This is a genomic window from Octadecabacter algicola, from assembly GCF_021532625.1.
Classification (GTDB): domain Bacteria; phylum Pseudomonadota; class Alphaproteobacteria; order Rhodobacterales; family Rhodobacteraceae; genus Octadecabacter; species Octadecabacter algicola.
The window spans coordinates 728,442-753,465 of sequence record NZ_JAKGAR010000001.1; the positions used below are offsets into that span (position 1 = coordinate 728,442).

Sequence of the window (25,024 nt, forward strand, 5' to 3'; positions counted from 1 at the left end):
TTCGACATTGAGCGGGCGATTGGCGACCCCCTAACGCCCAGCTGTGCTGCCAAAATCCTCATGACAAGAATGAGGTGCATCACAACGCTTGCGCCAAACCCGTTGCGGGCATACCTTGGGGGTAACTCGAAAAATGGAGGGCGTTAATATGGCGCCCAAGCGTCCCGATGGTGCGGGCGCGTTCCCAAAACCGGTAGAGCGCCCCGCGCCGACACCGCCTGATCCATCTGCGCTATATGCGGCGCTGGATTTGGGCACAAATAGTTGCCGTATGCTGATTGCCCAACCAAAGGGCAGCCAGTTTCATGTGGTCGACAGCTTTTCCAAATCAGTCCAACTTGGGCATGGTCTGGAACAGACTGGCAAACTCAGCCGTGCGTCTATGGCCCGCACGGTCAATGCTATGCGCGTGTGCCGCCAGAAACTTCAACGCCACAACGTGACAAACCTGCGCCTTGTCGCCACCGAGGCCTGCCGTCGTGCACGCAATTCCCAATTTTTTATCAATCAGGTCAAACGCGAAACCGGCCTATCGCTCGAGATTATCCAACCTGAAGAAGAAGCGCGGCTGGCGGTGATTTCGTGCGCCCCGCTTGTTAGCACCAAGACGGAACAGCTTTTGGTGGTAGATATTGGTGGTGGATCAACAGAGCTGGTCTGGATTGATTTGACCAATGTTCCAAAACGCGAACGCCCCCGCGCGATCATGCGCCTGCATGCTGGGTTTCGACAGGATGCTGGGCCCTTTGCCGCAGCAAAAGTTGTCGATTGGATTTCCGTGCCCCTCGGCGTGGCGACCCTGCGCGATCAGTTCGCCGATGTAGAAGACGATTCCGCCCGTTTTGCATTGATGTCTTGGTTCTTTGAGGAGAACCTCGAAAAGTTCGCACCCTCCGCGATGGAGCAAACTCGCGAGAACTTCCAGATCATTGGCACATCAGGAACCGTAACGACTGTCGCGGCCAGTCATCTGGGGTTACGGCGCTATGATCGCAGCAAAGTTGACGGGCTGCGCATGACGTCTGACCAGATTGATGCGGTGATCCATGGCTATCTGAAACAAGGCGCTGCAGGTCGCAAAGCTGATCCTAGGATTGGCAAAGATCGCCAAGCTTTGATCATGTCCGGTGCAGCTATCTTGCAGACTTTGATGCGGCTTTGGCCCACAGATCGGTTGTCGGTTGCAGATCGTGGGTTGCGCGAGGGTCTATTGTACCAACAAATGTCGGCCCACGGCGTTCTCGAAGACGCACCCTACTAGGTTTATTCTGGCAGATGGGCCGCGAGGTTCTGCAGCCCCACCTGCAACACGAGGCTATCCGACCCCACACCAAGGAACCGAACGCCGCGTTCAATTTGCGACGGGATGTCGGCGGGATCAAACACCACAGTTCCGGCAATTTTACCCGCAGCCAGTGTACGTTCGTAAACATGGTTGATCGCAGCCACGACCTCTGGTGCATCGGGTTGGCCGACAAACCCCATATCCGCGCTTAGATCCGCTGGTCCAACGAACAGCCCGTCCACACCGGCCACGGCAGCGATCGCATCAACGTTTTCGACGGCCTCAGCGCTTTCGATCTGAACGAACAGGCAAATTTGGTCATTGGCCGATCCGACATAGTCGACGATTGCGCCATACCGTGCCGCCCGCGCTAACGCCGCCCCCATGCCACGCGTTCCTTGGCCTGGATACCGCACAGACGCTGCGATCTTTGCTGCCTGTTCTGCCGTATTCACCATCGGCACGACAATCGTCTGCGCGCCTAGGTCCAGCACTTGCTTTAGCAACCAATCCTCTCCAGCAGGCACACGCACAACCGCATGAGCTGCAGTTCCGGCAAGAATCTGCAGCTGCATTTGAATTGTGCTTAGGGTGTTGGGGCCGTGTTCGCCGTCAATCAAACACCACGCAAACCCCGCGTTGCCCGCAATTTCGGTAACAGCCCCATTCGCAAGGGTCATCCAGACACCGCATTGTGTGTCCCCCTTCAGTAAAGCGGCCTTGAGTGCGTTCTTTGGGGCTGGCATATGCGTCGTCCTTTGATTTTGACGCAGCTTCGCCTAAACGTTAGATCCGTGCAAGCACTGCCCGTGCTGCGCGAAGACCGGGGCGTTCACCACCACGGCCCAATCGCTCCATCGTGAGATCAAGGGCGGCCAGCTGTGATGACGGGTCCGCGATGGTTTTGCTAAGGGCCTGCGCAATTGGGCCGGGCTGACAGTCTGCACCGATGAATTCAGGCACAACACGGGTTTCACTGACTAAATTCACCAAGGTCACCGTATCCGTTAGCAACATGCGGCTGATGATCTGGCGGCTCATCCAGTTCATATCATAGGCAATCACCATCGGCGTGCCCGCAGCGGCGAGTTCCAGCGACACCGTGCCAGAGGCGGCCAAAGCCACATCCGCATAGGCCATCGCCACAAGGCGTTCGCGCGCGGCGGCTTCTGGCGACAGGCCTTCTCCGTCCAGCAAAACGCCGTTGCAGCGGTTGAGCGTCGGTTCAAAGACCTGAGCCACAGTCTCTCGCAAATGGGGAAGTGTAGGGATGATCACTTGTTTTTCGGATATGTCCGTCGCGGCAATCGCGGCAACAAACGTCTCGCTCAGGCGTTCAATTTCGGAGCGGCGGGAACCGGGCAACACGACGATGGTGTTCGCCCCCAAAGCCGCACCCGACTTGGTCGCAAATGCATCCAGCTCTTTCTGTGATACCCGTGCCTCTGCGGCGACGGGATGGCCGACAAAATCACACTCCATGCCCGCCTCCAGCATGTAGGGCGGCTCAAACGGAAACAGCGCGAGCACATGGTCGATATGGCGGGCCATCTTGGCCGCGCGCCCTGCCCGCCATGCCCAAACCGTCGGTGCCACGTAATGCACCGTGCGAATATCAGAGGCCGCTTTAACCAACCGCGCCACACGTAAACAAAAATCCGGGCTATCGATGGTAATTACAACGTCTGGGTTCGTTGCAAGGATCGCATCCGCAGTCTCACGAATACGGCGTTTCAGGTGGCGATACTTGGGAAGGATTTCCGCAATGCCCATCAAAGACAGCTCTTCCATCGGGAACTGGCTAGTTAGTCCATGGCTTTGCATTAATGCGCCGCCTACCCCCTCAAACGACACGTCAGACACCAGTTCTTTCAACCCGTCCATTAGGGCTGCACCCAGTTTGTCGCCCGAAGGCTCCCCTGCGATTACAAAGACCTTCATGGCACCACCTGCAAGAACATGCCTTGGGCATCCAAGATTGCCACGACCTGCGGCAAATCAAGAACCATGACACGTCCCTGAGGAATGACGATCCCCGCAAGGCCTGCCTCTGCGGCTTGCATCGCAGTGTCTGGCCCGATGAGTGGCATGTCTGCTTTCAATATCTGATCTGGTTTGGGCGCCTTGAACAAGACCGCCCCTTTGGCGTTAGGTGCTTTCTCATCGGGTTTATCCGAAATCCAGTCAATCGCATCGCTCACAAGATCAACCGCGCCCTCAAACAAATCTGCCAAGGGGTCCCCCGTTCCACCTGATTTTTCCAGTGGCTCACAGAAATCCCGCAACATGGCTTCTGTGCCGCGGGCGTCTTCGCGGGCGATCACAGCGCCGTCGCGCAACAGCATCGCCTGTCCTTGATCTGCTTGGCCCATTTGTTTCAGCGCCACTTCCGCCGCAGCAAGGTCCGCTGTCAAATCGGGTCCGGATTTAGTTGTGTGCTGTCCTATGATCGGCAACAGATCCGGTGCGATGTTATGCGCCCCAACAATCGAAAAGCCCCGTTCCTCGAAAATGGCAATGATCTCGCGCAATGTGCCATCGTCCCCCTTGGCCATAGCCCCCATCAAACGCGGTACAAGCGGTGCTGTGGCTGGGTCGATCGCGGTTGGATCAACGTCGGGGCGCTGCATTGCGCCAGCCATGCAGACCTCGGTCACGCCAAGTTCCTTAAGTGTTTCAAGAAACGTCCCAAGGGTTTCAATCCGAAACCCTATCCGAGGGAAATCCCCCACAATCGATGAGGCAAACCCGCGCATTTCGCAGATGATCGGCGTGCGCCCTTGCACCATCAGACTGCCGGCCAAATGGGGCGGCAATCCGCCCGTGCCTGCGATCAAGGCAATCGTCATCGTGGCGTTAGGAAATGGCGATCCGTGTCAGCCATGATGAAATCCATCATCTGTGACACATATTTGCTGTCCGCTTCATCGCCGAGCCGTTTGGCACGATCCATGAACGAACCCTCGCCATCTTTGAGCGTCTGGAAAGCAACCCGCAAGGCCGAGATGTCTTTGCGTTCCACTCCGCGCCGCTTGAGTCCGACAAGGTTAAGACCGTCCAGCTCACCGCGTGGCCCCATGACCAAACCATGTGGGATTACATCGTTGGCAACCATAGAAAGCGCGCCAATAATCGCGCCCTGCCCGATACGGACAAACTGATGAATGCCACAAAGGCCGCCGATGATGACATCATCTTCAACCACGCAATGCCCTGCAACAGCAGATTGGTTTACGATAATCACGCGGTTCCCAATCGTGGCGTCATGGGCCACGTGACAACCAGCAAGGAAAAAGCCGTCATCGCCAACACTCGTAATGCCACCGCCGCCTTCGGTGCCCGGATTCATTGTGACATGTTCGCGGATGCGATTGCGTTCGCCGATCACCAGCTTTGCCGCTTCGCCCTTGAATTTCACATCCTGCGGGATTTCACCAATGCAGCAGAACGGAAAGATCACCGTGTCCGCACCAATGGTCGTATCCCCCGTCACAACGACATGAGACTTCAACTCGACGCGATCCCCAAGAACGACCTTGGGACCGACGATGCAAAATGGCCCGACAGTTACGTCTGCGCCCAATTGTGCGCCGTCCTCGATTATGGCTGACGGATGAATGGCCATGGTTTAGCCTTGCAGGTCCATCATCGCCGTAAACTCGGCCTCGGCTGCGAGTTCACCTTCAACGGTTGCGACGCCTTTGAATTTCCAAACCTTACCACCGGGTTTACCGCGCGTGGTTTCAACCTTCATTTCCAGAACGTCACCGGGGACTACTTTGCGACGGAATTTGCAGCCGTCGATGCCCATGAAGTAAATCAACATATCTTTATCCATCAGCCCCATAGTCGCGCCGACCATGACAGCAGATGTCTGCGCCATTGCTTCGATAATCGTCACACCCGGCATGATTGGTGTACCAGGGAAATGGCCCTGAAAGTGCGGCTCGTTCATGGTTACGTTCTTGATACCTGTCGCGCTTGATGTGCCATCAATATCGATCACCTTATCCACCAAAAGGAACGGATAGCGGTGTGGGATAATCCGTTGGATCAATTGGATATCGGCGGTTGTAATGGCGTCAGACATGAAGCTCTCCGGTCAAAAGACAAGGCGTGGACGTAATCGTTTTATCTGCCTAACAAGCCCGCTGCGTCTGGGCAAGCCGCGAAGCCCAAGAGTGCGTTTAGTTGTCGCCAGTCTCAGCATCTGGTGCTGGGGTCTCGTCGGGTTCATCGTCGAGCGCTGCTGCCGCTTCAGACCCATCGCCGATAGTCTCGTCAATGCGCGCGATCGCATCGTCAGTTATGTCGATACTGCCCAGAGACAACAAAACTGAACGACGATCTAAAATCGCGAACGCGCCTCTTTCGACCATCAATTGACCCAAGATCGGTTGGGTCACCTCAAGGAACTGGGTCCGGGCGTCATTCAGCGACTCTTCTAGAGCCGTTTCTTTAGCATCTTGAGCACGGCGAATGCCTTGGGCTTTCTCGTCAAATGCTTGAGCCTCTGTGCGGAACACATCTGGTTCCATCTCAGCTCGGCGCGCCGTTAGGTCAAGTTCTTCTGCTCGCAGGGCCTCAGCGATGCGGCGGTTCTCAACGTTCAGCTCAATTCGGTCTTGGGTATATGTTTCCGCTATGCGTTGACCAAACTGCGATTGAGAAAACAGTCGCTCGATATCAACAGTTAACAAAGACGGCGCAAGCTGCGCTGGCGGTACTTCGAAGACCGATGGCTCTCTAACTTGTTGTGCACCTACGCCCCCAGCCCCGCTGGCAATCGCCAAAGCGGCCAACAGTCGAGAGGCGTGGCCCCGCATCAAAAATCAGTCGAAATAGTGACGTCAAACTGCTTGGTTTCATCAAATGGCTGTACATCCAACGGTTCGGTCCAGTTGAACCGCAATGGGCCAATCGGCGTGTCCCAGAACACTGATACACCAGCGATCATGCGTGGAGTAAAGTCATCATAGATAACGTCCGAGCTGTTCAAACCTGAATCCCAAACAGATCCGTAATCGAGGAACACACCACCCGAGATCCCGTATTCTTCTGGCAAGCCGAGCGGGAATTCAGCCTCAAGACGCAGTACCGCGAAGGCGTTACCGCCAAGTGCTTCGTTTTCGGCTGATACACTGTCACGCGGACCAATACCGCCCGGTTCAAATCCACGCATGATGTTGCTGCCAAGGAAATAACGGTCAGTGATGCGGCTGTTGCCATCTGAATAGCTCAGAAGACCACCTTCAAGGGTTGCTCGCAGGGTCAACTCTTCGTTCAAGACACGCGTTTGTCCGGTGACTTCGGCGGTTGTCTCGATAAAGGACGCATCCCCAACGCCGAACTTCTGACCGAACTGGAACAACATGCCGGCATTCGGATTAAGCCCCGTGCGACGGGTATCGTAGCTGTAAGCATAACCCAAAGCATGCGTGCCTACCGAACCTTCGTCCGCTTGGATAAACGCGGATGCATTTGTGTCTACGTCTTTGATGTCCGTGTATTCATAAGAGTAATACAGGCTAAGGCGGCCATTCTCAGAGACCGGAAAGCCAATACGCGGCTGGAAAAGCGCCGTGGTGGTATCAAATGTCGTATCGTCGCTGTCGCTGGTATTGTAGCTGGCATTCAGGCCAAACAACAAATCCCGCCCCAACAGACGCGGTTCCGTGAATCCAAAGCTCAGCGTTTGGTCGTCTTCACCCGCTTGCAATGCAAAGCTTAGCGATTGGCCACGACCAAGGAAGTTGCGCTGGTTAAACTTCGCCAAAAGGCTGAAGCCGGTGTCTGTTGAAAAGTTACCACCAAAGGACAGCGATCCGGTTGGAGCCTCTTCGACGTCAACATCAATAACAACCTGATCCGCGCTGGACCCTTCGCGGGCATCAACAGCTGCGCTGGAGAAATACCCCAGTGCGCGAATGCGTTCGGCAGATTCGCGGATTTGGCGTGGGTTGAACGGATCGCCCTCAACCACATCGAAACGTGAACGAATGACGCGGTCCAATGTCGTGTTGTTGCCTTCGATGTCGATGCGTTCAACGAAGATACGCGGGCCATTCACCATGGCAAATTCGACATCCAATGTCAGTGTCCGGTCATTTCGCGTAATCCGTGGCTCAACACGCACAAAGTTTAGACCTTGGTTTAGCGCCAGCAGCTCAATACGGGAAATATCGCGTTCAATGAGTTCCGGCGAATAGGTTACGCCAGTCCGAAGCCGCAATGCACGTTCATAAAACTCGGGGTCCGCGCCAGTGATTTCAGAAGTCAGCGTAATATTACCGAATTCAAACTTCTGTCCTTCTTGAACGTTAAACGTAATCAGGTAGGCATCACGTTCGCGGGTCAAAGATACGTCCACGTTCTGGACTTGGAAGTCCACATAGCCGCGGGATTGGTAAAAGTCGCTCAGGACCTGTTGGTCGAACGCCACGCGGTCGGCGATGTATGTGTCACGTCCAATGACGGCACGCAAAATACCGGCCTGCTTGGTTTCCAAAACGCGGCGCAAACGGTTCTCGCCGAACGAGCGGTTGCCAACAAAGCTAATGCGTTCGACTTCTGTCAGGCCACCTTCGAATACTTCAAACACCAGATCGACGCGGTTATCGGAACGTTCAATAATCCGCGGTGCAACCGTTGCGTTAACACGGCCCTGATCTGCATAGACTTGTGTTATTGCAGCTGTGTCAGCTTCGGCTTGAGATGGACTATAGACACGGCGGGCTTGGCTGGTCACGACGGCCGACAGTTCATCATCACGGACGCGGCTGTTGCCCTCGAAAGTGATGCGGTTGACTGTTGGGAATTCTACAACCCGAATAACCAATGTGTTGCCCTGTGGGACGACATCAACACTCTCGAACAGGCCTGTGCCGCGAATCCTTTGGGCGGCGTCATTGACGGCCCCAGCAGTAACAGTTTCGCCTTGTCCGAACCCGAGATACGTTAGGATCGTACCGGTTTCGATCCTTTGGTTTCCCTCGACGGAAACGTTGGAAAACGTGAAATTCTGAGCAAATACAGGGCTGGCGAGCGCCATCATCCCCGAAACGAGTAAAAAGAGCGCAAAGGCCCCTACCCGAAAACGATCCGAAATTACGATGACAGCCTGCTGCGCGTTTTTCATTTTTTTGCTCGTATGGGGTCCCAGTTACAACTGGTCTACTCCCCTGAACAACGCTTGTCAAAACGAACAAACGCGCCCCGAGGGACGCGCATCTTCATGCCGTTAGGCGACCGTATGGGCCGCGTTGGCGGACGGTTCTAGTGGTAAGATCCAAGCCAAGCACCGCCACCCAAAGCAGCAGCAATAGTAGCGATGTAAATAAGACGATCCCAGTTCAGGTTCACCAAAAGGCTAACGCCTTGATATCCAGCTGTGATTGTTTGCATTTTTACGCCCTTAGGTACTAACAGATATTTATAGACAGCAGAAAGGTCGCATTCAAATGTGGCAACTTCTGGGCAACGCTAAGGTAACTTACGGGCAAAACAGCAGATCATTACCAATTGCGAACAGCATCAATGTGCCGATCATCGCAAGGCCAATGGCCATGAAAACGCGCAATGCGCCGTCACTTGGCATCTTACCTGTCACCGCTTCATAGGCATGAAATACAAGGTGTCCCCCGTCGAGAACCGGAATTGGGAACAGGTTCAACAGGCCAACAGCCGTAGACAGTACGGCGATCAAGCTGATAAAGCTCACCGCGCCCTGACTGGCCATAGATCCAGCGGTTTCCGCAATGCCGACAGGCCCGCTTAAATTACATGTATTGATGTTGCCGATGATCATTTGCTTCAAACCGTTCAAAGACTGAACGATAATGAACCAAACCTGTTTTGCGGCAAGCCCAGCGGATTCCAAGATACCGACGCTGCTGGTTGCTGGGTCAAAGAACAAACCGCCATTGCCGATACCGAGCTTTGGTTCATCCAACATTGACCCGTCTGACTGGGGAATCGCCTGTAAACGTGGTGTTAGTGTTTCAACACGCATCTCACCATCGCGCCAGACTTCCAGCTCGATTGGGTTGGCGCCCGTAGCATTCACTTCGTTAATCATATCAGCAAACTGATAAACCGCTGTCCCATTCATGCTTACGATGACGTCGCCAATCTTAAGTCCAGCATCATCTGCTGCAGAACGCGGTGTAATCGATTGAACGAATGCAGGCTGCGGCTGCGGCCCCTGTACTGTCATTGTCTCACCGTTGCGCACAACCTCATAGGTAAGCGATGGTTGAGACGGCAAATCAGCGATCGCGTCTGCAAAACCGTCTGGGTAATCCAACGCGTTGCCTTCAACGCTGATGACCTGATCACCTGGCAGCAATTGTTGTTCGATGCTTTCAGGGAAGCTTGGCAATGACGAAACAGTCAGCGGCGTAATCGGCTGGCCTTGAAACAGCAGAAGACCCGCAAACACGAAGAAAGACAGGATAAAATTAAAGATTGGACCAGCGGCAACTGTCGCCGCACGGCCCCAGAGTGGTGCCCCCAACATCGTGTTGCGCTTGGTTAGGCCCAAGGCCTCCGCACCAGCACGTGCGTTAGATTGCGCCATATATTCTTCGATGTGTTCGTCTTCTGTTTCCGCGACACTCCCGACAGAGGCCGCATTCGCATCGCCCAAGAATTTAACGTATCCCCCGAACGGTAAAAGCGCGATCTGCCAGACGGTTCCGCGTTTGTCAGTACGGCTCCAAAGCACTTTACCAAACCCGATGGAAAACACCTCGGCGTGAATGCCCGACCAACGTCCAACGATGTAGTGACCATATTCGTGGATCGCCACGATGATCGACAAAGCGACCACAAACGACACAAGCGTCCAGCCAAAGCTGCCGAAAGACGAGATCAACGTATTCAGAATTTCCAAGGTTTAGCCCTTTGTGTCTGTAATTTCTTCGCTTGTGAGTGCGCGCGCCATGGCGTCGGCTTCTCGCACGCTATCTAATGTGATCGTGGCATTTTGCAGCCCCTCTCGGGTCAACATAACGTCAAGCACCGTCTGAACGACCCGCGCCATATCTGTAAACCCACAATCGCCCGCAATGAAATGATCCAGCGCCTGTTCCTTGGCGGCGTTAAAGACTGCACCCGATAGCCCGCCTTCGGCCATAACCTGATCGGCAATGGCAAGGGCTGGGTAACGCGCCGGATCAGGCGTGCGGAAATTCAATTGTCCGATCTTGGCAAGGTCCAGCCGTTCAACTGGCAAAGTTTTGCGATCTGGGTAATTCAGCGCGAACCCGATCGCGTGGCGCATATCGTGCGGTCCGACATGGGCCATCAAAGCCCCGTCATTGAACCCCACAAGGGCGTGGATCAGGCTTTCGGGGTGAACGATTGTTTCGATCTGCGATGCGGAAACATCAAAAAACTCTTTTGTCTCAATCAGTTCCATCGCCTTGTTAAACATAGTCGCGGAATCAATTGTAATGCGCTGCCCCATGTCCCAGTTGGGATGCTGGGACGCTTGTGCCACCGTAACGTTGGCAAGCGCTTCGATCGGATGGTCGCGAAACGCTCCGCCACTGGCCGTGATGATGACCCGCTCGACAGCGGTAATATCCTCGCCAATCAAGGCTTGAAAAACGGCCGAATGTTCACTGTCGACAGGCAGGACTGTCGCCCCTAACCGCTTGGCCTTACCCATCAAAAGCGGGCCAGCCGTAACAAGGGATTCCTTGTTTGCGAGCGCCAAAGTTGTGCCATGCGTGAGCGCTTCGAGCCCCGGCGCAAGACCGGCAAACCCGACAATGGCCGACATGATCCAATCGGCTGGGCGTGCAGCCGCTTCTATCAGTGCTGCGGCACCGGCCGCAGCTTCAATTCCGGTGCCCGCCAGTCCATCGCGCAACTCCGCTAGTCGGGTTTCATCAGACGTGACAGCGATATCAGCGCGCAGGTCTATGGCATCTTTGATCAATTGCTTGATGTTGGTCGCGCCCGTCACGGCAACGACATCGTAATTGTCAGGCGCGCGTCGAATCAGATCAATGGTGTTTTGCCCGATAGACCCCGTCGCCCCGAGAACTGTAATCCGCTTCAAAAGGCCACTCCGGGGACGTTGAAGATACTGGCCACAAGCAGCATGAACAAGGACGCCCCAAGCAAGGCATCAAAGCGGTCAAACAACCCGCCATGGCCCGGGATCAAGGTCGAGCTATCTTTGACCCCTTGGCGGCGCTTCAGCGCACTTTCGGCAATATCGCCCATCTGGCCTGCAAAGCTGATAACGACGGACAAGAGGATGATCGACAGGCCTGCGTTGGTGAACAGTGTAAAGATAAACCCGACAAGTGCTGCACCAATCCAGCCGCCTATTGTCCCGCTCCAGGTCTTCTTGGGGCTGATCGCAGGCCAAAATTTCGGCCCGCCCAGTGATTTACCTGCGAAATACCCAGCAACATCCGTCATGACGACGATGCCAACCAGCCAGATCAACCATGTAAACCCGTAATCAATCCTAAAATGAACTAAGCCCCAGCCCGCGATCTGCAAAGCCAATGCAAAGACGAAAAACGTTATGCGTTCGCGGTTCAGAACCAAAGCACCAATGACAGGCACCACAAGGAAAAGAAACAAAAATTCAGGTGCTTGAGAGCCGCCGAAAACCTGTGCGGACAAAATCGAGGCCACCGCCGCTGCCAACAACATCCCAGATGTTGGAGACGCCCCACGGATCATGATCCAGCATTCCCAAACCATGACAGCTGTCACAAACACCGCAAGCATCTGAAACCAGACACCACCCATAATGATGGCACCAATACCGATTGCCGCCATCCACACGCTGGACAACAACCGCGGTTTGAGGTCTTCCCAGTTGGCCGCCATCAGACTTTGACCGCCCCAAAACGGCGGTCACGGGCTTTGAACCCGTCCAGCACCTTTTCAAAGACCGCTGGTGTAAAGTCAGGCCAAAGCGTGTCGATGAAATCATACTCGGCATAGGCCGATTGCCAGAGCAGGAAATTAGAAATCCGCGCTTCGCCGCTTGTGCGGATCACCAAGTCCGGATCTGGTAGGAAACAGGTATCCAGATACTTCGGAAGTGTTTCATCGTCGATATCCTTGGGCGCCAAACGCCCCTGTTCTACATCATAGGCCAGACGCTTCGTTGCGCGTGCAACTTCGTCGCGCCCACCATAGTTCAGCGCAATCGTCAGATGGACCTTGTCGTTGTCACGGGTCAGCAATTCTAGTTCGTCCATCATATTGACGAGCTTATCGTCCAGCCGAACCCGATCACCAATAAAACGAACCCGCACTCCGCGCGCCAAGAGATCACGCGCTTCGCGTTGAATGTAACGGCGGAACAGTTTCATCAAACCTGCGACTTCGGTTTGAGTGCGCTTCCAGTTCTCTGTCGAGAATGCAAATATTGTCAGATACTTAACGTCAAATCCGGGACAGGATTCAACAATGTCACGGACCCGCTTGGCACCAGCGTGGTGCCCAAAAAGCCGCGGGCGACCGCGCATCTGAGCCCAACGCCCATTGCCATCCATGATGATGGCGACGTGATTTGGCCCGGCTTTGCTGTCTTTGGCCATGAATGTGGCCCCCGCTTTACTCTTAATTGATCCTGACAACGTGTCAGACTTGCATGATTTCCGCTTGTTTCGTCTCAAGTTGCTCATCGACGCGCTTAATGTAGTCGTCGGTCAATTCCTGAACGGCGCTTTCCCAGAACTTCTGGTCGTCCTCTGACATGCCGTCGCTCTTTGCCTTCTTGATCTGGTCCATGCCGTCACGGCGCAGATTGCGAACGCTGACACGGGCATTTTCCGCGTACCCGCCAGCGACCTTGCCAAGTTCGCGACGACGTTCTTCGTTCAGTTCAGGGATCGGCAGCATGATGATCGTGCCATTCAGCTGTGGGTTAATGCCCAACCCACTTTCACGGATCGCTTTTTCGACTTTGCCGACAAGGCCTTTGTCCCAAACGTTCACGGTTACCATACGCGGCTCAGGCACGTTGACGGTGCCAACTTGGTTGATCGGCGTCATTGAGCCGTAGGCGTCAACCATCACGGGGTCCAACATGGAGCCGGATGCACGGCCTGTGCGAAGGGATGAAAATTCAGTGCGCAAGTTGGCGATTGCGCCATCCATGCGGCGCTGCAAATCGTCGGTATCTAGGATAAAATCATCTGACATTGGGCTGCTCTTTTGGGTTCGTTTGAGGTGATATACAGTTATCGGTACGCATTTGTATAGCGGATGTACGCAGAACCTGTGCAGATCGGCGGGCTTCAGTCCGGATAATGGCAAAGCGGCGGACGAACTGGCCCCTCCCAAGAGCCGTTGCGCCAGCCAACAGCTTCTGTAATCAGCTCGTATTCAAAAAACAAAAAGATATTATGAAATGACTGCGGCTCAACATTGGCCCTGTCGTACCCTTGAATTTCGTTCGCCAGCCGAGTGCCTTTGGAGGTCGCTCCTTCACCGCAAACGCTTTGCTCTCCGAGCTCGCGAACGTAGCGAGCGAAACCCGACAAAAGTATTCCATGATTTACTTGGAGGTTGTCAGCATTTGCTGAACTCGCACAATCGCCGCTCGTGAAATGGTAGTCAGCTATCCCGAAAACCCTGCTATTGGTATTATTAAAAAACCGTACATCTCCGGATATGATGTTTGCAGCAAGAAACTCCACATAATCCGCGCGCTGCATTTCTTCTTCAGAATCGCGAGCCAAAGCAAGAAGGAAAAGGTCCTCATTCATCGTGCAATCGTCGGCTACAATCTGGCTAAAGACATCGCCGACCTTTTTGGAAATGTGTGGATACAGTACCCGCGACCCAAAGTCAGAAATCGACAGACTGCTTTCGATCTGCGGTAAGCGGATTGTGCAAACGCTTTCGTCAAAGACAACGAAAGGGCCCTGCGCTTTTGCTTGTCCTGTCGCTTGCGCCGACAGCGCAACGAGCTGTATGACCTCAAATGCTAATCCAACATCCAGCGCGCCAGCAAAGCTTTCATCACTCAGGGTGCAGCCATGCTCGCCTAGAAATTCCAAAGCCTCGAGGTGTTCAACCGTAGCTGGCCACTCAGGTTCTGCAACACATGGCGCGGCCAAGAGAACAAGACCAACGGCCAGTCGCATTAATCACTGACGACAGTAGATGTTCCGGTGCCATCGAGGATACTTTTAAAGCCCCCGTCCGCATCAAGGCTGAACACAACAATCGGCAAGCTGTTTTCGCGCGCCAATGCAATCGCGCTCGCGTCCATCACGCCAAGGTGCTGCGCCAGAACTTCATCATATGTGATTTTGTCATAACGCTTGGCGTCGTCGTGCTTTGCAGGGTCTTTGTCATAGACACCGTCAACCTTGGTGCCCTTAAAAATCGCCTCGCAGGCCATTTCGGACGCACGCAATGTGGCCGCGGTATCGGTCGTGAAATACGGGTTACCCGTGCCCGCCGCAAAGATACAAATCCGTTTCTTTTCGAGGTGGCGCACGGCGCGGCGGCGAATGTAGGGTTCGGCCACTTCGTTCATTGTGATCGCAGAAATGACCCGTGTGTGGATGCCAAGACCCTCAAGCGCACTTTGCATCGCCAACGCATTCATGACGGTCGCAAGCATTCCCATATAGTCTGCCGTGGTGCGTTCCATCCCCTGCGCAGAGCCCTGAAGTCCGCGGAAAATATTTCCGCCACCGATGACCATGCAAATCTCAACGCCCATTTCCTGAACGCTTTGAACCTCTTTGGCGATCCGTTCGACGGTTGGCGGATGCAGACCAAACCCTTGGTCCCCCATCAACGCCTCACCAGAAATCTTCAGCATGACCCTGTTATAAGTGGTCTTTTCGGTCTCTGACATCGCTGCCCCCTGCTGCTGCTTTCCGTTTCGCGCAAAATGTCGCAAAAGGGGGCCGGACGCAATGGGACATATGATGTTTGACCTCACCAAAATCGATCCAGACAAGCCTGTCTTGATTTACGGACCAACTGCCAGTGGAAAATCTGGTCTGGCACTGCAAATCGCTGAGGCCCAAGGTGGCGTGATCGTCAACGCCGATGCGCTGCAGATCTATCAAGGCTGGCCCATCCTGACCGCACAGCCGCCGTCCGAAGATTTGGCACGTGCGCCACATCATCTTTATAACCTCCTTCCTTATGACGCGCCCTATTCCGTTGGGGACTGGCTGCGCGATGTCACGCCGTTCTTAAAGGGAACGCGCCCCATTATTGTCGGCGGGACAGGATTGTATTTCACGGCACTGACCGAAGGGCTCGCGGACATTCCGGCAACGCCCCCCGATGTCAGGGCCAAAGCGGACGCGATCCCCCTACCCGATTTGATCGCGGGATTAGACGCTAATACCGCAGGCGCCCTTGACCTCAACAACCGTGCCCGCGTGCAACGCGCATGGGAAGTTCAACAAACCACAGGGCGCAGTATCCGTGACTGGCAAGCCGACACGCCGCCAGCCTTGTTGCCCCTAGAAGACTGCACCGCCCTTGCCCTGATGCCAGACGTCGACTGGTTGAATGCACGGATCGAACAACGTTTTGGGATGATGATGGACGCCGGCGCCTTGGCCGAAGCCAAAGCAATGCTACCAAATTGGGACCCCCTCGCCCCATCGTCCAAGGCCATTGGAGCGCAGGAGCTGATCCAGCTTTTGAACAACGAAATCACGACCGATTCGGCCCGTGAGGCAATTATCGTGGCCACGCGGCGCTATGCCAAACGTCAGCGCACTTGGTTACGGTCCCGCATGAAGCGGTGGCAAATCGTGCCTCTACCAGATGTAGCCCAGTGACAGATAGCCAACAAAAATAACGTTGATTTACAATTTCTTGGCGTCAAAATTGTCCTAATCGAACATCTTTTTTGATTAAGACTGGACCACACGCCGATGATGACAGACCCGCAAAACCGCCTCGCTTTGACAGCAATCGCCCAAAACGCAGGGCAAGGTCGCTGGCGAACCGAAGCCATGCGGTCGCACGCATCTCCGCGTCTTATCTTCGTGGCTCGTGGTCAGGGTCGTATTACCATCGCCGGACTGACCAGCGGCTTTGGCGCGAACAATCTAATCTATATTCCAGCAGGCACCATGTACGGTTTCGAAGTTGGCCCGACCGTGTTTGGGCAGATGCTGACCATCCCATCGGCTATGGCAACCGAATGGCCTCTGGAGCCGACCCACCTTCGGCTGCGCGATGTCATTGCGCAAAAAGAATTCGCTGTGCATCTGGATGCTTTGGAACGGGAACTGAAGTCCGAGCAATCCGGCCACGACCGCGCGGCCCACTATCAGCTTGGCTTGCTCGCAATCTACTTTGAGAGGCAACTTGGCCTGAGAGCCGACGACAGCAAAGACTCCCGCGCCGATACGGCCTCGGCACGTCTGGTGGCGGCTTATACGGATCTGATCGAACGCGACTATCACCTGCACAGCGGCGTTGCGGATTACGCCGCCAAGCTTGGTGTGACACCGACCCACCTTGCCCGCTGTTGCAAAGCCACAAGCGGGAAATCCGCACTCACGTTGTTGAACGATCGCATTTTATTTGAAGCACGCCTCATGCTGCGAGACAGCAAAGCGCCAGTGAACAAAATCGCGCAATCACTCGGATTTGGGTCTCCGGCGTACTTCACAAGGGCGTTTCAAACGCAGACTGGAATGACCCCATCCCAGTTCCGCAAAAAAGGGCCCTTGGCCTCCATTTAGTGGAACAATTTGTGGTGCGCGACGCTGCAATGCGGCAATCGAGTTTCCCTACAATATCTCATTTGCGACCCGAAAAATGTCGCTAATGGGAAGCGAATTGCCGATTGCAGCCGTTGACCTTTCGGCCAAAACACTGACCTAATGAGATTTCTTGTGGGGGCATGGTTATTGAGCGAACGCGATAAGACGTTTTCCTGACCTGTTAAGACCCCGACCAAACGAGAAATAAATAGTGTCTTCAGGGAGATCACGAATGACCAACAAAACACTTACCGGGGCGCCTATGCATCCGGCCATCGACGTTTATGTCAAAGATGAGAAAGCCGGAAAACTAAGCCGCCGTGAATTCATGGCGCGCACAACCGCACTTGGCGTTACATCCGCTGCGGCCTACGGCATGCTTGGCCTCACTCAGCCAGCGCAGGCTGCAGGCCACGCCCAACAAGGCGGCACCATGCGTATGCAAATGGAAGTCCGCGCCCTTAAAGACATCCGCGCGACTGACTGGACACAGATGGCATTCGTCTATGCAGGTTGGCTGGAATACCTCGTTGAGTATAACTCCGACGGTTCTTTCAACCCGATGCTCTTGTCTAGCTGGGAAGTGAACGACGACGCGACCGAATACACATTGAACGTCCGTCAGGGCGTCAAATGGAACAACGGTGATGATTTCACAGCCGAAGACGTCGCCCGTGTTTTCACTGAATGGTGTGACAAGTCCGCCGAAGGTAACTCTATGGCTGGCCGTATGGCTATTCTGGTTGATCCCGAGACCGATGCCGCAATCGAAGGCGCGATCGAAGTCGTTGACAGCCACACCGTCAAACTGAACCTGCCTGGTTCTGATATCACTTTGATTGCGGGCATGGCCGACTACCCTGCAGCCATCTATCACAGCACGGTTGATCGCGAAAATCCTGTTAACGCGCCCGTTGGCACAGGTCCTTACCTTCCAGAAAGCCACGAAGTCGGCGTCAAATCCGTGCTCGTGCGCAACGAAGGCCACGACTGGTGGGGTTATGCAGAAGGCAAAGGCGCCTACCTCGATCGTATTGAATACATCGATTACGGCACTGACCCATCTGCATGGGTTGCAGCAGCAGCCGCAGACGAAGTCGACATGACATATGAAACGGTTGGCGACTTTGTCGACGTATTCGAATCCATTGGTTACGAGCGTTCCGAAATCGCATCTGCTGCGACAATCGTTATCCGCCCGAACCAAGCGGCCGAAGTTGATGGTATGACGCCATACGCTGATGTCCGTGTTCGCAAGGCGATTGCAATGGCGGTTGATCCTGCTGTGTGTCTTGAGCTTGGCTACGCGAACCAAGGTCTGACAGCGCGCAACCAGCACGTTGGCCCAATGCACCCTGAATGGGCTGACGTTCCCGCAGTGGAATATGACCCAGAAGGCGCACTTGCCCTGCTGACCGAGGCGGGCATGGCAGACTTTGAGATGGAAATCTCTTCCATTGATGATGATTGGCGTAAGAACACAACTGATGCAGTAGCTGCACAGTTGCGCGACGCCGGGTTCAACGTAAAACGGACAATCATTCCGGGCTCTACGTTCTGGAACGACTGGACGAAGTACCCGTTCTCCTCCACCAACTGGAACCACCGCCCACTGGGTACACAGGTTCTGGGTTTGGCATATCGCTCAGGTGAAGCATGGAACGAGTTTGCATTTGCCAACGCTGAATTTGATGCGCTTCTGGATGAAGCCAACGCAATCGCGGATGCAGATGCACGTCGCGAAGTGATGACGAAAATCCAGCAGATCCTCACGGACGAAGCGGTGACGCTCCAGCCATACTGGCGCTCTCTCTATCGTCACGCCAAGCCTGGCTTTGTCGGTTGGGACATGCACATCGGTTACCTGCCGCAGATCTATAAGATCGGCCTAGCAGCCTAACTTACCCAATATCCAAGGCCGTCCGTTCACGCGGGCGGCCTTTTCAAATGACAAAAGATCGCGCAGGCATCGTTTCGGCGCGGCACAGCCAACCAACAGGGGCTACTTGATGGGACTGTTTATTCTGCGACGCCTTGGGGTGATGATCCTCACTGCGCTTTGCCTGACCTTCATTGTGTTCTGGCTGACCAACCTTTTCCCTAATTTGGAAAAGCTCGCTAAGACCCAAGGTAACTTCCGAATGAGCGACGAAGCCGTTGCCACCTATTTGGGCAACCGCGGGTATACTCAGCCCCTCCCCGTTAAATACGGTCAATGGCTTGGCGTACTGCCGGGCTATGTGATTGAAGGAACAGATGGCGAAACCCGCGCCCGCTGCGCGGCCGCCTCTTCACCAACCGAAGACACACCGACATTTTGTGGCGTTCTGCAAGGCGAATGGGGACAGTCCACAGTCTTTAAGGACAGCGTTTCAAAGATTGTCGGCACCCGCCTTGCCCTAACTGGAAAGCTCATGTTCTGGGTGATGATGGTTATGGTGCCCGGCGCGTTGATAATCGGTGTGCTGGCCGGAATGCGAGAAGGGTCGCGCACGGACCGCAGCCTGTCGACCGTTTCAATCATCTCGACCGCGACGCCGGAATACGTGTCTGGTGTTATCTTCATTGCCGTCTTTGCCACCCCCCTATTTGGGATGCAGTGGTTCAAAGGAACCGCCACATCAGCGATGGATGGTGCAAACTTTGAGAACTTCTTCCTACCCGTGATCACCATCGCACTTTACGGGATGGGCTATATCGCACGAATGACGCGGGCCTCAATGACTGAAGTGATGACCGCCCAATACATCCGCACCGCCCGCCTTAAGGGTGTGAGCTTTCCAAACATCGTTATGAAACACGCCTTGCGCAATGCACTGATCGCACCATTCACCGTGATCATGTTGCAGTTCCCTTGGTTGCTGAACGGCGTCGTGATCGTCGAGACCTTGTTCAACTACAAAGGTTTCGGTTGGACGTTGGTACAGGCTGCATCCAACAACGACATCGAACTCCTGTTGGGCGTGTCGGTAGTCTCTGTCTTTGTGGTGCTGTTCACGCAGCTTATCTCGGATATCGGCTACGTCTTCCTCAACCCACGCATTCGCATTTCTTAAGGAGCCAGAACAATGGAACCACTTTCCTGGACCGGCTCTTTCGGGAGCACTCTCATCCCAGCACTGACAATTGCCGTTTTCGTCTTCCTGGCAGGTGTCGTCGTACAAACCATCATGAGCTTTTTCGCCCCAGAGGTGAAACTGCAAGCCAACGCAGATGGCACGATTAAATCTCGTGGCGGCCTACTTGGGCGACTTGAAAAACTGAACCTTCAGATTTTCATGTTGATCGTTTTTATCATCGCCGCCATCATCGTGGTCTCTTGGTTCATGCCATACGGCAAAGCTGGAATCTTGGGCGAAGTTATCAAACGGTTTCTGCCCGTTTGGCTGTCGTTGATCGTCACATTTGCAGTATCGATCACGTTCAAACGCAAACTCGGCCTGTACGGTAAACTGTTCGATTCAATGATCGGTATGATCGGCTTTGGACTGGTGATGTTCTGGGTCTTTACGTCAATATATGTCGGTCTGTTTGACATGATCGCGACCCATGATCCATTGCAGCAAATCTCGGGTATCAAGAATAAAACACCCGGTTTCCCTGTCCCCGAAGGTCAAGACGAAGGATTCTTCCCGCACTATTTGTTGGGCGGAGACAACCTTGCGCGTGACATTTTTAGCCGCATGGTCCACGGGTCGGTGATCGTTATGGTCATCGCACCGCTCGCGACTGTTTTCGCCTTTATGGTCGGCATCACGCTGGGCCTGCCTGCGGGCTACTATGGCGGTAAACTGGACACGCTGTTGTCCTTCCTTGCCAACCTAATCCTCGCCTTCCCCGTGATCTTGTTGTTCTACTTGTTGGTGACACCGGAAATCGTAGCGACAGGTCTGCCAAACTATATGGCGGCATTCCTGTTCATTTTCCCGCTGGTGTTCTTTGGTGTGATGATCAACAGCCGTTTTAAGACCCAACCCAGCAAGAACACGCTTTTGCTGGCGGTGGTCCTAATCCCGCTGGGGCTCCTTTACCTGAACGTGGTCAGCGATGCGGACAGCCCGTTGCAAATCTGGCCAGCAGCTCTTGATTTCATCAACATCCCATCCGGTATCCTTGTGGTGTTTGTGTCGGTGGTTTTTGTGAACTCACCCACTGTGTTCCGTATCGTGCGCGGCCTCGCGCTTGATATCAAAACCCGCGATTACGTGGCCGCTGCGCAAACCCGTGGTGAAGGTCCGTGGTACATCATGCTCTGGGAAATCCTACCCAATGCACGTGGCCCGCTGATCGTCGATTTCTGCCTTCGTATTGGTTACACCACCATCCTGCTTGGCACCTTGGGCTTCTTTGGCCTTGGTCTGCCGCCGGAATCCCCGGACTGGGGCAGCACCATCAACGAAGGGCGCAAACTGTTGCTAATCTTCGCACACCCTGCCCTGCCCCCTGCCATCGCATTGCTGTCTCTGGTGCTCGGCCTCAACCTTCTCGCAGATGGTCTGCGCGAAGAAAGCCTGAAGGATTAAGCCCATGAAACGTGAAACCTACGACGGCCCTATCCTCGAAATTGATCGCCTTTCGATTAGCTTTTTCACACGGCTTCGCGAAATCCCCGCGGTGATGAACTTCTCTGCCTCTATCCAACCGGGTGAGGCCTTGGGCATCGTCGGCGAATCCGGCTGCGGTAAATCCACCGTCGCGCTTGGGGTCATGCAAGACCTCGGCGTGAACGGGCGCATTGTTGGCGGTTCGATCAAGTTCAAAGGCCGCGAGCTGAACGAGATGACACGCGAAGAGCTGCGAGACATTCGTGGTTCTGAAATCGCAATGATCTATCAGGAACCTATGGCGTCGTTGAACCCCGCCATGCGGATCGGCAAACAGCTGATGGAAGTGCCGATGATCCACGAAGGTGTGGGCGAACAAGAAGCCTATGCGCGGGCATTGGAAGTGGTAACTGACGTTAAGCTTCCTGATCCGGAACGCATGCTGAACAGCTTCCCGCACCAACTATCGGGCGGCCAACAACAGCGTATCGTCATCGCGATGGCCTTGATGTCAAAGCCGTCTTTGCTGATCTTGGATGAACCGACCACCGCGCTCGATGTAACTGTCGAAGCCGCCGTTGTTGAACTGGTCAAAGACCTTGGTAAAAAATACGGCACTTCGATGCTGTTTATCTCTCACAACCTCGGGCTGGTTCTGGAAACCTGTGACCGTATCTGTGTGATGTATTCTGGCGAAGCCGTGGAACGCGGTACAATTGCAGGTGTGTTCGACAATATGCAGCACCCCTATACACAGGCGTTGTTCCGTTCGATCCCATTGCCCGGTGCTGACAAAAACGCTCGCCCTTTGGTGGCCATTCCCGGGAATTTCCCACTGCCCCATGAACGCCCGCAAGGCTGTAACTTTGGTCCCCGCTGCGACTATTTCGAAGCCGGTCTTTGCGACGAAGGCGGCATTCCAATGTACCCCGCCGATGACGACGGATCACACGAAACACGTTGCCTACGCTTTCAGGAAATCGATTGGGACGCCCCTATCGAGGTCGGCGAACAAACCGAAAAGCCAGAACCAGGCCGAGTTGTCCTGAAGATGGATAATCTCAAGAAATACTATGAGGTTGCGGCATCTGCGCTGTTTGGCGGTAAGAACAAAAAGGTCGTCAAAGCCAACGAAACCCTATCTTTTGAAGCACGCGAAAGCGAAACGCTTGCCATTGTGGGCGAATCCGGCTGCGGGAAGTCGACCTTTGCCAAGGTGTTGATGGGCTTGGAAACCGCGACGGAGGGGCAAATCCTTCTCGATAACGAAAACATCGAATCCACGCCGATTGAATCCCGTGACACAAAGACGGTCGCGGATGTCCAAATGGTATTCCAGAACCCGTTCGACACATTGAACCCATCTATGACGGTCGGGCGGCAGATCATTCGTGCGCTCGAGATTTTTAAGATCGGCAAAACGGATCAGGATCGTAAGGATCGCATGTTAGAATTGCTTGATCTGGTCAAACTGCCCCGTGCCTTTGCGGATCGTATGCCGCGCCAGCTGTCAGGTGGTCAAAAACAACGTGTCGGGATCGCGCGCGCCTTTGCCGGTGACGCACGGATCGTGGTGGCAGATGAACCTGTATCGGCCTTGGATGTATCAGTTCAAGCGGCTGTCACCGACCTGTTGATGGAAATCCAACGCAACGAGAAAACGACCCTGCTGTTCATCTCTCACGACTTGAGCATCGTGCGCTATCTATCTGATCGCGTTATGGTTATGTACCTTGGACATGTTGTTGAGCTTGGCACCACCGAACAAGTCTTTAGCCCGCCGTACCACCCCTACACAGAGGCGCTTTTGTCAGCGGTGCCAATCGCCGATACCAAGATCAAGAAAAAGCACATCGTTCTTGAGGGTGATATTCCATCCGCGATGAACCCGCCCAGTGGCTGCCCCTTCCAAACGCGCTGCAACTGGAAAGATAAGGCCGGCAGATCCCTGTGTGAAACCAAAGTGCCTACAGTACGCACCTTGGCGAATGGACATCAGATCAAATGCCACCTGAACGACGATGACTTGGCTCAGATGGAACCCGTCATCGAAATGGCCGCAGAGTAATCACTCAACGTTATCAATAAGAAAGGCGTCGCAGCTCATGCGACGCCTTTAAATTTACGAAGCATTCGTTTTTAGCTACCCCAGATGACCCGCACATAATTGCGCGTCTCACGATAGGGTGGCACGCCCCCATGTTGTTGAACTGCGCCCGGGCCCGCGTTGTAGGCCGCGAGCGCCAAACGCCAAGACCCGAATGTATCAAACTGTTCACGCAAGTACCGCGCACCACCATCGAGGTTTTGGTAAGGATCACGCGGATTTACACGCAAATACTGTGCCGTTCCCGGCATCAACTGCGCCAATCCAATCGCCCCTGCATGAGACAGGGCATTCGGATTCCATGCGCTTTCCTGTTGGATCAGACGCAGAAACAAATCTTCTGGAACACGATTCCGCTGCGCTGCGGCCTTCGCCATATTAAGAAATTGGCCACGATAGCTGCCATTATATTGTGGGCCCGTGTTCGTTGTCGTTGGCACTTCAATGCGGGGTGGCTGAAGACGGATCGAGTTGGCGTATTGCGACGCGGCCCGACCATCCAACACATCAAGCTGAGAACTAAATAAAGTGGTGCGATTTCGCGTCGACAAGGTGTCTGCCAAAGCTGGCACCGAAGTGATTGAAATCGTAGTAAAAACAGTAGCGAACGCCGCTACACTTGCCAATACGCGCATAAACATGCCCCCACATTTTGTGAAAACATAACCCATCACCATTGGTTTGACCATATTGCAGCATGGTTTAATCCCGTGCGGAATCCACCCTAAGGTTCCGTTAAGCCTTTCGGGCCTATCACCGGTGCTGTAACAGGGTTAAAACCCTTTAAAGATTCTACAGGAGAGGCGAATAATGGCCGGTTCACTTAACAAAGTCATGCTTATCGGCAATCTGGGGCGCGACCCAGAGGTGCGCAGTTTTCAGAACGGCGGCAAGGTTTGTAACCTTCGCATCGCCACGTCTGAAACTTGGAAAGATAAGAACACTGGCGAACGCCGCGAGAAAACGGAATGGCATTCTGTCGCGATCTTCCAAGAAGGTTTGGTGCGTGTGGCCGAACAATACCTCAAGAAGGGCTCGACGGTTTATATCGAAGGTAAACTGCAGACGCGCAAATGGCAGGACCAGTCCGGCAATGACCGTTATACTACAGAAGTGGTTTTGCAGGGCTTTGACGGCGTCATGACCATGATCGGCGGCCGCGGTGACAGCAGCGGCGGTGGAGGCTACGGCGGCGGTGATCAAGGTGGCGGTTATGGTAGCGGTGGCTACGGTGGTGGCGATCAAGGCCGTGATTATGGCGGCGGCGACAAAGGTGGCAGCGGCGGCGGTAGTGACATGGACGACGAGATCCCGTTCTAAGCCGACACACCAAAGACAATTCATAAGGGGC

24 protein-coding genes are annotated in these 25,024 nt (G+C 54.4%); 8 read left to right on the forward strand and 16 right to left on the reverse strand.

Going from position 1 to position 25,024, the window contains the following annotated elements; genetic code table 11:
* Nucleotides 1–148: 148 nt before the first annotated feature.
* Nucleotides 149–1,261 (forward strand): Ppx/GppA phosphatase family protein, encoded by a 1,113-nt coding sequence (locus L0666_RS03515; protein WP_235258657.1) that lies wholly within the window; start codon nucleotides 149–151, stop codon nucleotides 1,259–1,261.
* A gap of 2 nt (nucleotides 1,262–1,263) precedes the next feature.
* Here L0666_RS03515 and L0666_RS03520 read toward each other — a convergent pair whose 3' ends face one another.
* From L0666_RS03520 to pyrH, 15 genes are all read right to left on the reverse strand, one after another.
* Nucleotides 1,264–2,031, reverse strand: a complete 768-nt coding sequence (locus L0666_RS03520; protein ID WP_235258659.1) for an HpcH/HpaI aldolase family protein — start codon at nucleotides 2,029–2,031, stop codon at nucleotides 1,264–1,266.
* A gap of 40 nt (nucleotides 2,032–2,071) precedes the next feature.
* The gene (gene lpxB / locus L0666_RS03525; protein ID WP_235258661.1) at nucleotides 2,072–3,226 is read right to left on the reverse strand and encodes a lipid-A-disaccharide synthase; all 1,155 of its coding nucleotides are present in this window, start codon (nucleotides 3,224–3,226) and stop codon (nucleotides 2,072–2,074) included.
* Complete coding sequence (locus L0666_RS03530; RefSeq protein WP_235258671.1) at nucleotides 3,223–4,134, reverse strand: LpxI family protein; 912 nt, start codon at nucleotides 4,132–4,134, stop codon at nucleotides 3,223–3,225. Before L0666_RS03530 ends, lpxB begins: the two co-directional genes overlap by 4 nt.
* Complete coding sequence (lpxA, locus tag L0666_RS03535) at nucleotides 4,131–4,910, reverse strand: acyl-ACP--UDP-N-acetylglucosamine O-acyltransferase (protein ID WP_235258686.1); 780 nt, start codon at nucleotides 4,908–4,910, stop codon at nucleotides 4,131–4,133. The genes L0666_RS03530 and lpxA overlap by 4 nt, the downstream gene beginning before the upstream one ends.
* A gap of 3 nt (nucleotides 4,911–4,913) precedes the next feature.
* Nucleotides 4,914–5,375: a 3-hydroxyacyl-ACP dehydratase FabZ gene (gene fabZ, locus L0666_RS03540; protein WP_216036772.1), complete on the reverse strand. Its 462-nt coding sequence runs from the start codon at nucleotides 5,373–5,375 to the stop codon at nucleotides 4,914–4,916.
* Between the two features lie 97 nt (nucleotides 5,376–5,472).
* The gene (locus L0666_RS03545) at nucleotides 5,473–6,111 is read right to left on the reverse strand and encodes an OmpH/Skp family outer membrane protein (RefSeq protein ID WP_235258688.1); all 639 of its coding nucleotides are present in this window, start codon (nucleotides 6,109–6,111) and stop codon (nucleotides 5,473–5,475) included.
* Nucleotides 6,111–8,423, reverse strand: coding sequence for an outer membrane protein assembly factor BamA (gene bamA / locus L0666_RS03550; RefSeq protein WP_235258690.1), 2,313 nt, complete (start codon nucleotides 8,421–8,423; stop codon nucleotides 6,111–6,113). Before bamA ends, L0666_RS03545 begins: the two co-directional genes overlap by 1 nt.
* A gap of 137 nt (nucleotides 8,424–8,560) precedes the next feature.
* The gene (locus tag L0666_RS17240) at nucleotides 8,561–8,689 is read right to left on the reverse strand and encodes a hypothetical protein (RefSeq protein ID WP_272492152.1); all 129 of its coding nucleotides are present in this window, start codon (nucleotides 8,687–8,689) and stop codon (nucleotides 8,561–8,563) included.
* Nucleotides 8,690–8,777: 88 nt separating this feature from the next.
* Nucleotides 8,778–10,169 carry an RIP metalloprotease RseP gene (gene rseP, locus L0666_RS03555; protein ID WP_418887979.1) on the reverse strand — a complete coding sequence of 464 codons (1,392 nt, stop codon included), beginning with the start codon at nucleotides 10,167–10,169 and terminating at the stop codon, nucleotides 8,778–8,780.
* A 12-nt stretch (nucleotides 10,170–10,181) separates the two neighbouring features.
* Nucleotides 10,182–11,354, reverse strand: a complete 1,173-nt coding sequence (dxr, locus tag L0666_RS03560) for a 1-deoxy-D-xylulose-5-phosphate reductoisomerase (protein ID WP_235258700.1) — start codon at nucleotides 11,352–11,354, stop codon at nucleotides 10,182–10,184.
* Nucleotides 11,351–12,142 (reverse strand): phosphatidate cytidylyltransferase, encoded by a 792-nt coding sequence (locus L0666_RS03565; protein WP_235258702.1) that lies wholly within the window; start codon nucleotides 12,140–12,142, stop codon nucleotides 11,351–11,353. The genes dxr and L0666_RS03565 overlap by 4 nt, the downstream gene beginning before the upstream one ends.
* Entirely contained in the window at nucleotides 12,142–12,861 is a 720-nt protein-coding gene (gene uppS, locus L0666_RS03570; RefSeq protein ID WP_235258710.1) for a polyprenyl diphosphate synthase, read from the reverse strand. Before uppS ends, L0666_RS03565 begins: the two co-directional genes overlap by 1 nt.
* A gap of 43 nt (nucleotides 12,862–12,904) precedes the next feature.
* Entirely contained in the window at nucleotides 12,905–13,468 is a 564-nt protein-coding gene (gene frr / locus L0666_RS03575) for a ribosome recycling factor (protein WP_235258712.1), read from the reverse strand.
* 95 nt (nucleotides 13,469–13,563) lie between these two features.
* Entirely contained in the window at nucleotides 13,564–14,328 is a 765-nt protein-coding gene (locus L0666_RS03580) for a hypothetical protein (protein WP_235258714.1), read from the reverse strand.
* An 86-nt stretch (nucleotides 14,329–14,414) separates the two neighbouring features.
* Nucleotides 14,415–15,140, reverse strand: a complete 726-nt coding sequence (pyrH, locus tag L0666_RS03585) for a UMP kinase (RefSeq protein ID WP_235258723.1) — start codon at nucleotides 15,138–15,140, stop codon at nucleotides 14,415–14,417.
* Between the two features lie 61 nt (nucleotides 15,141–15,201).
* Between pyrH and miaA the strand changes: the two genes are divergently transcribed.
* From miaA to L0666_RS03615, 6 genes are all read left to right on the forward strand, one after another.
* Nucleotides 15,202–16,086, forward strand: coding sequence for a tRNA (adenosine(37)-N6)-dimethylallyltransferase MiaA (miaA, locus tag L0666_RS03590; RefSeq protein ID WP_235258725.1), 885 nt, complete (start codon nucleotides 15,202–15,204; stop codon nucleotides 16,084–16,086).
* 96 nt (nucleotides 16,087–16,182) lie between these two features.
* Complete coding sequence (locus tag L0666_RS03595) at nucleotides 16,183–17,001, forward strand: helix-turn-helix domain-containing protein (RefSeq protein WP_235258727.1); 819 nt, start codon at nucleotides 16,183–16,185, stop codon at nucleotides 16,999–17,001.
* 253 nt (nucleotides 17,002–17,254) lie between these two features.
* On the forward strand, nucleotides 17,255–18,922 hold the full coding sequence (locus tag L0666_RS03600) for an ABC transporter substrate-binding protein (protein WP_235258729.1): 1,668 nt from the start codon (nucleotides 17,255–17,257) through the stop codon (nucleotides 18,920–18,922).
* Nucleotides 18,923–19,031: 109 nt separating this feature from the next.
* Nucleotides 19,032–20,078: an ABC transporter permease gene (locus L0666_RS03605; RefSeq protein ID WP_235258731.1), complete on the forward strand. Its 1,047-nt coding sequence runs from the start codon at nucleotides 19,032–19,034 to the stop codon at nucleotides 20,076–20,078.
* A 12-nt stretch (nucleotides 20,079–20,090) separates the two neighbouring features.
* Nucleotides 20,091–21,545: an ABC transporter permease gene (locus tag L0666_RS03610; protein WP_235258733.1), complete on the forward strand. Its 1,455-nt coding sequence runs from the start codon at nucleotides 20,091–20,093 to the stop codon at nucleotides 21,543–21,545.
* 4 nt (nucleotides 21,546–21,549) lie between these two features.
* Nucleotides 21,550–23,634 (forward strand): ABC transporter ATP-binding protein, encoded by a 2,085-nt coding sequence (locus L0666_RS03615; RefSeq protein WP_235258735.1) that lies wholly within the window; start codon nucleotides 21,550–21,552, stop codon nucleotides 23,632–23,634.
* 71 nt (nucleotides 23,635–23,705) lie between these two features.
* Here L0666_RS03615 and L0666_RS03620 read toward each other — a convergent pair whose 3' ends face one another.
* Entirely contained in the window at nucleotides 23,706–24,308 is a 603-nt protein-coding gene (locus L0666_RS03620; protein WP_235258737.1) for a lytic transglycosylase domain-containing protein, read from the reverse strand.
* 175 nt (nucleotides 24,309–24,483) lie between these two features.
* On the opposite strand from L0666_RS03620, the gene ssb reads away from it, so the two are divergent.
* On the forward strand, nucleotides 24,484–24,993 hold the full coding sequence (gene ssb / locus L0666_RS03625; protein ID WP_235258739.1) for a single-stranded DNA-binding protein: 510 nt from the start codon (nucleotides 24,484–24,486) through the stop codon (nucleotides 24,991–24,993).
* Nucleotides 24,994–25,024 lie beyond the last annotated feature (31 nt).

What these genes read in the sequence shown, in the direction of transcription:
- L0666_RS03515 (WP_235258657.1), top strand. Translation starts at nt 149, where the DNA reads ATGGCGCCCAAGCGTCCCGATGGTGCGGGCGCGTTCCCAAAACCGGTA.
- L0666_RS03520 (WP_235258659.1), bottom strand. Translation starts at nt 2,031, where the DNA reads ATGCCAGCCCCAAAGAACGCACTCAAGGCCGCTTTACTGAAGGGGGAC.
- lpxB (WP_235258661.1), bottom strand. Translation starts at nt 3,226, where the DNA reads ATGAAGGTCTTTGTAATCGCAGGGGAGCCTTCGGGCGACAAACTGGGT.
- L0666_RS03530 (WP_235258671.1), bottom strand. Translation starts at nt 4,134, where the DNA reads ATGACGATTGCCTTGATCGCAGGCACGGGCGGATTGCCGCCCCATTTG.
- lpxA (WP_235258686.1), bottom strand. Translation starts at nt 4,910, where the DNA reads ATGGCCATTCATCCGTCAGCCATAATCGAGGACGGCGCACAATTGGGC.
- fabZ (WP_216036772.1), bottom strand. Translation starts at nt 5,375, where the DNA reads ATGTCTGACGCCATTACAACCGCCGATATCCAATTGATCCAACGGATT.
- L0666_RS03545 (WP_235258688.1), bottom strand. Translation starts at nt 6,111, where the DNA reads ATGCGGGGCCACGCCTCTCGACTGTTGGCCGCTTTGGCGATTGCCAGC.
- bamA (WP_235258690.1), bottom strand. Translation starts at nt 8,423, where the DNA reads ATGAAAAACGCGCAGCAGGCTGTCATCGTAATTTCGGATCGTTTTCGG.
- L0666_RS17240 (WP_272492152.1), bottom strand. Translation starts at nt 8,689, where the DNA reads ATGCAAACAATCACAGCTGGATATCAAGGCGTTAGCCTTTTGGTGAAC.
- L0666_RS03565 (WP_235258702.1), bottom strand. Translation starts at nt 12,142, where the DNA reads ATGGCGGCCAACTGGGAAGACCTCAAACCGCGGTTGTTGTCCAGCGTG.
- uppS (WP_235258710.1), bottom strand. Translation starts at nt 12,861, where the DNA reads ATGGCCAAAGACAGCAAAGCCGGGCCAAATCACGTCGCCATCATCATG.
- frr (WP_235258712.1), bottom strand. Translation starts at nt 13,468, where the DNA reads ATGTCAGATGATTTTATCCTAGATACCGACGATTTGCAGCGCCGCATG.
- pyrH (WP_235258723.1), bottom strand. Translation starts at nt 15,140, where the DNA reads ATGTCAGAGACCGAAAAGACCACTTATAACAGGGTCATGCTGAAGATT.
- miaA (WP_235258725.1), top strand. Translation starts at nt 15,202, where the DNA reads ATGGGACATATGATGTTTGACCTCACCAAAATCGATCCAGACAAGCCT.
- L0666_RS03595 (WP_235258727.1), top strand. Translation starts at nt 16,183, where the DNA reads ATGATGACAGACCCGCAAAACCGCCTCGCTTTGACAGCAATCGCCCAA.
- L0666_RS03600 (WP_235258729.1), top strand. Translation starts at nt 17,255, where the DNA reads ATGACCAACAAAACACTTACCGGGGCGCCTATGCATCCGGCCATCGAC.
- L0666_RS03605 (WP_235258731.1), top strand. Translation starts at nt 19,032, where the DNA reads ATGGGACTGTTTATTCTGCGACGCCTTGGGGTGATGATCCTCACTGCG.
- L0666_RS03610 (WP_235258733.1), top strand. Translation starts at nt 20,091, where the DNA reads ATGGAACCACTTTCCTGGACCGGCTCTTTCGGGAGCACTCTCATCCCA.
- L0666_RS03615 (WP_235258735.1), top strand. Translation starts at nt 21,550, where the DNA reads ATGAAACGTGAAACCTACGACGGCCCTATCCTCGAAATTGATCGCCTT.
- L0666_RS03620 (WP_235258737.1), bottom strand. Translation starts at nt 24,308, where the DNA reads ATGCGCGTATTGGCAAGTGTAGCGGCGTTCGCTACTGTTTTTACTACG.
- ssb (WP_235258739.1), top strand. Translation starts at nt 24,484, where the DNA reads ATGGCCGGTTCACTTAACAAAGTCATGCTTATCGGCAATCTGGGGCGC.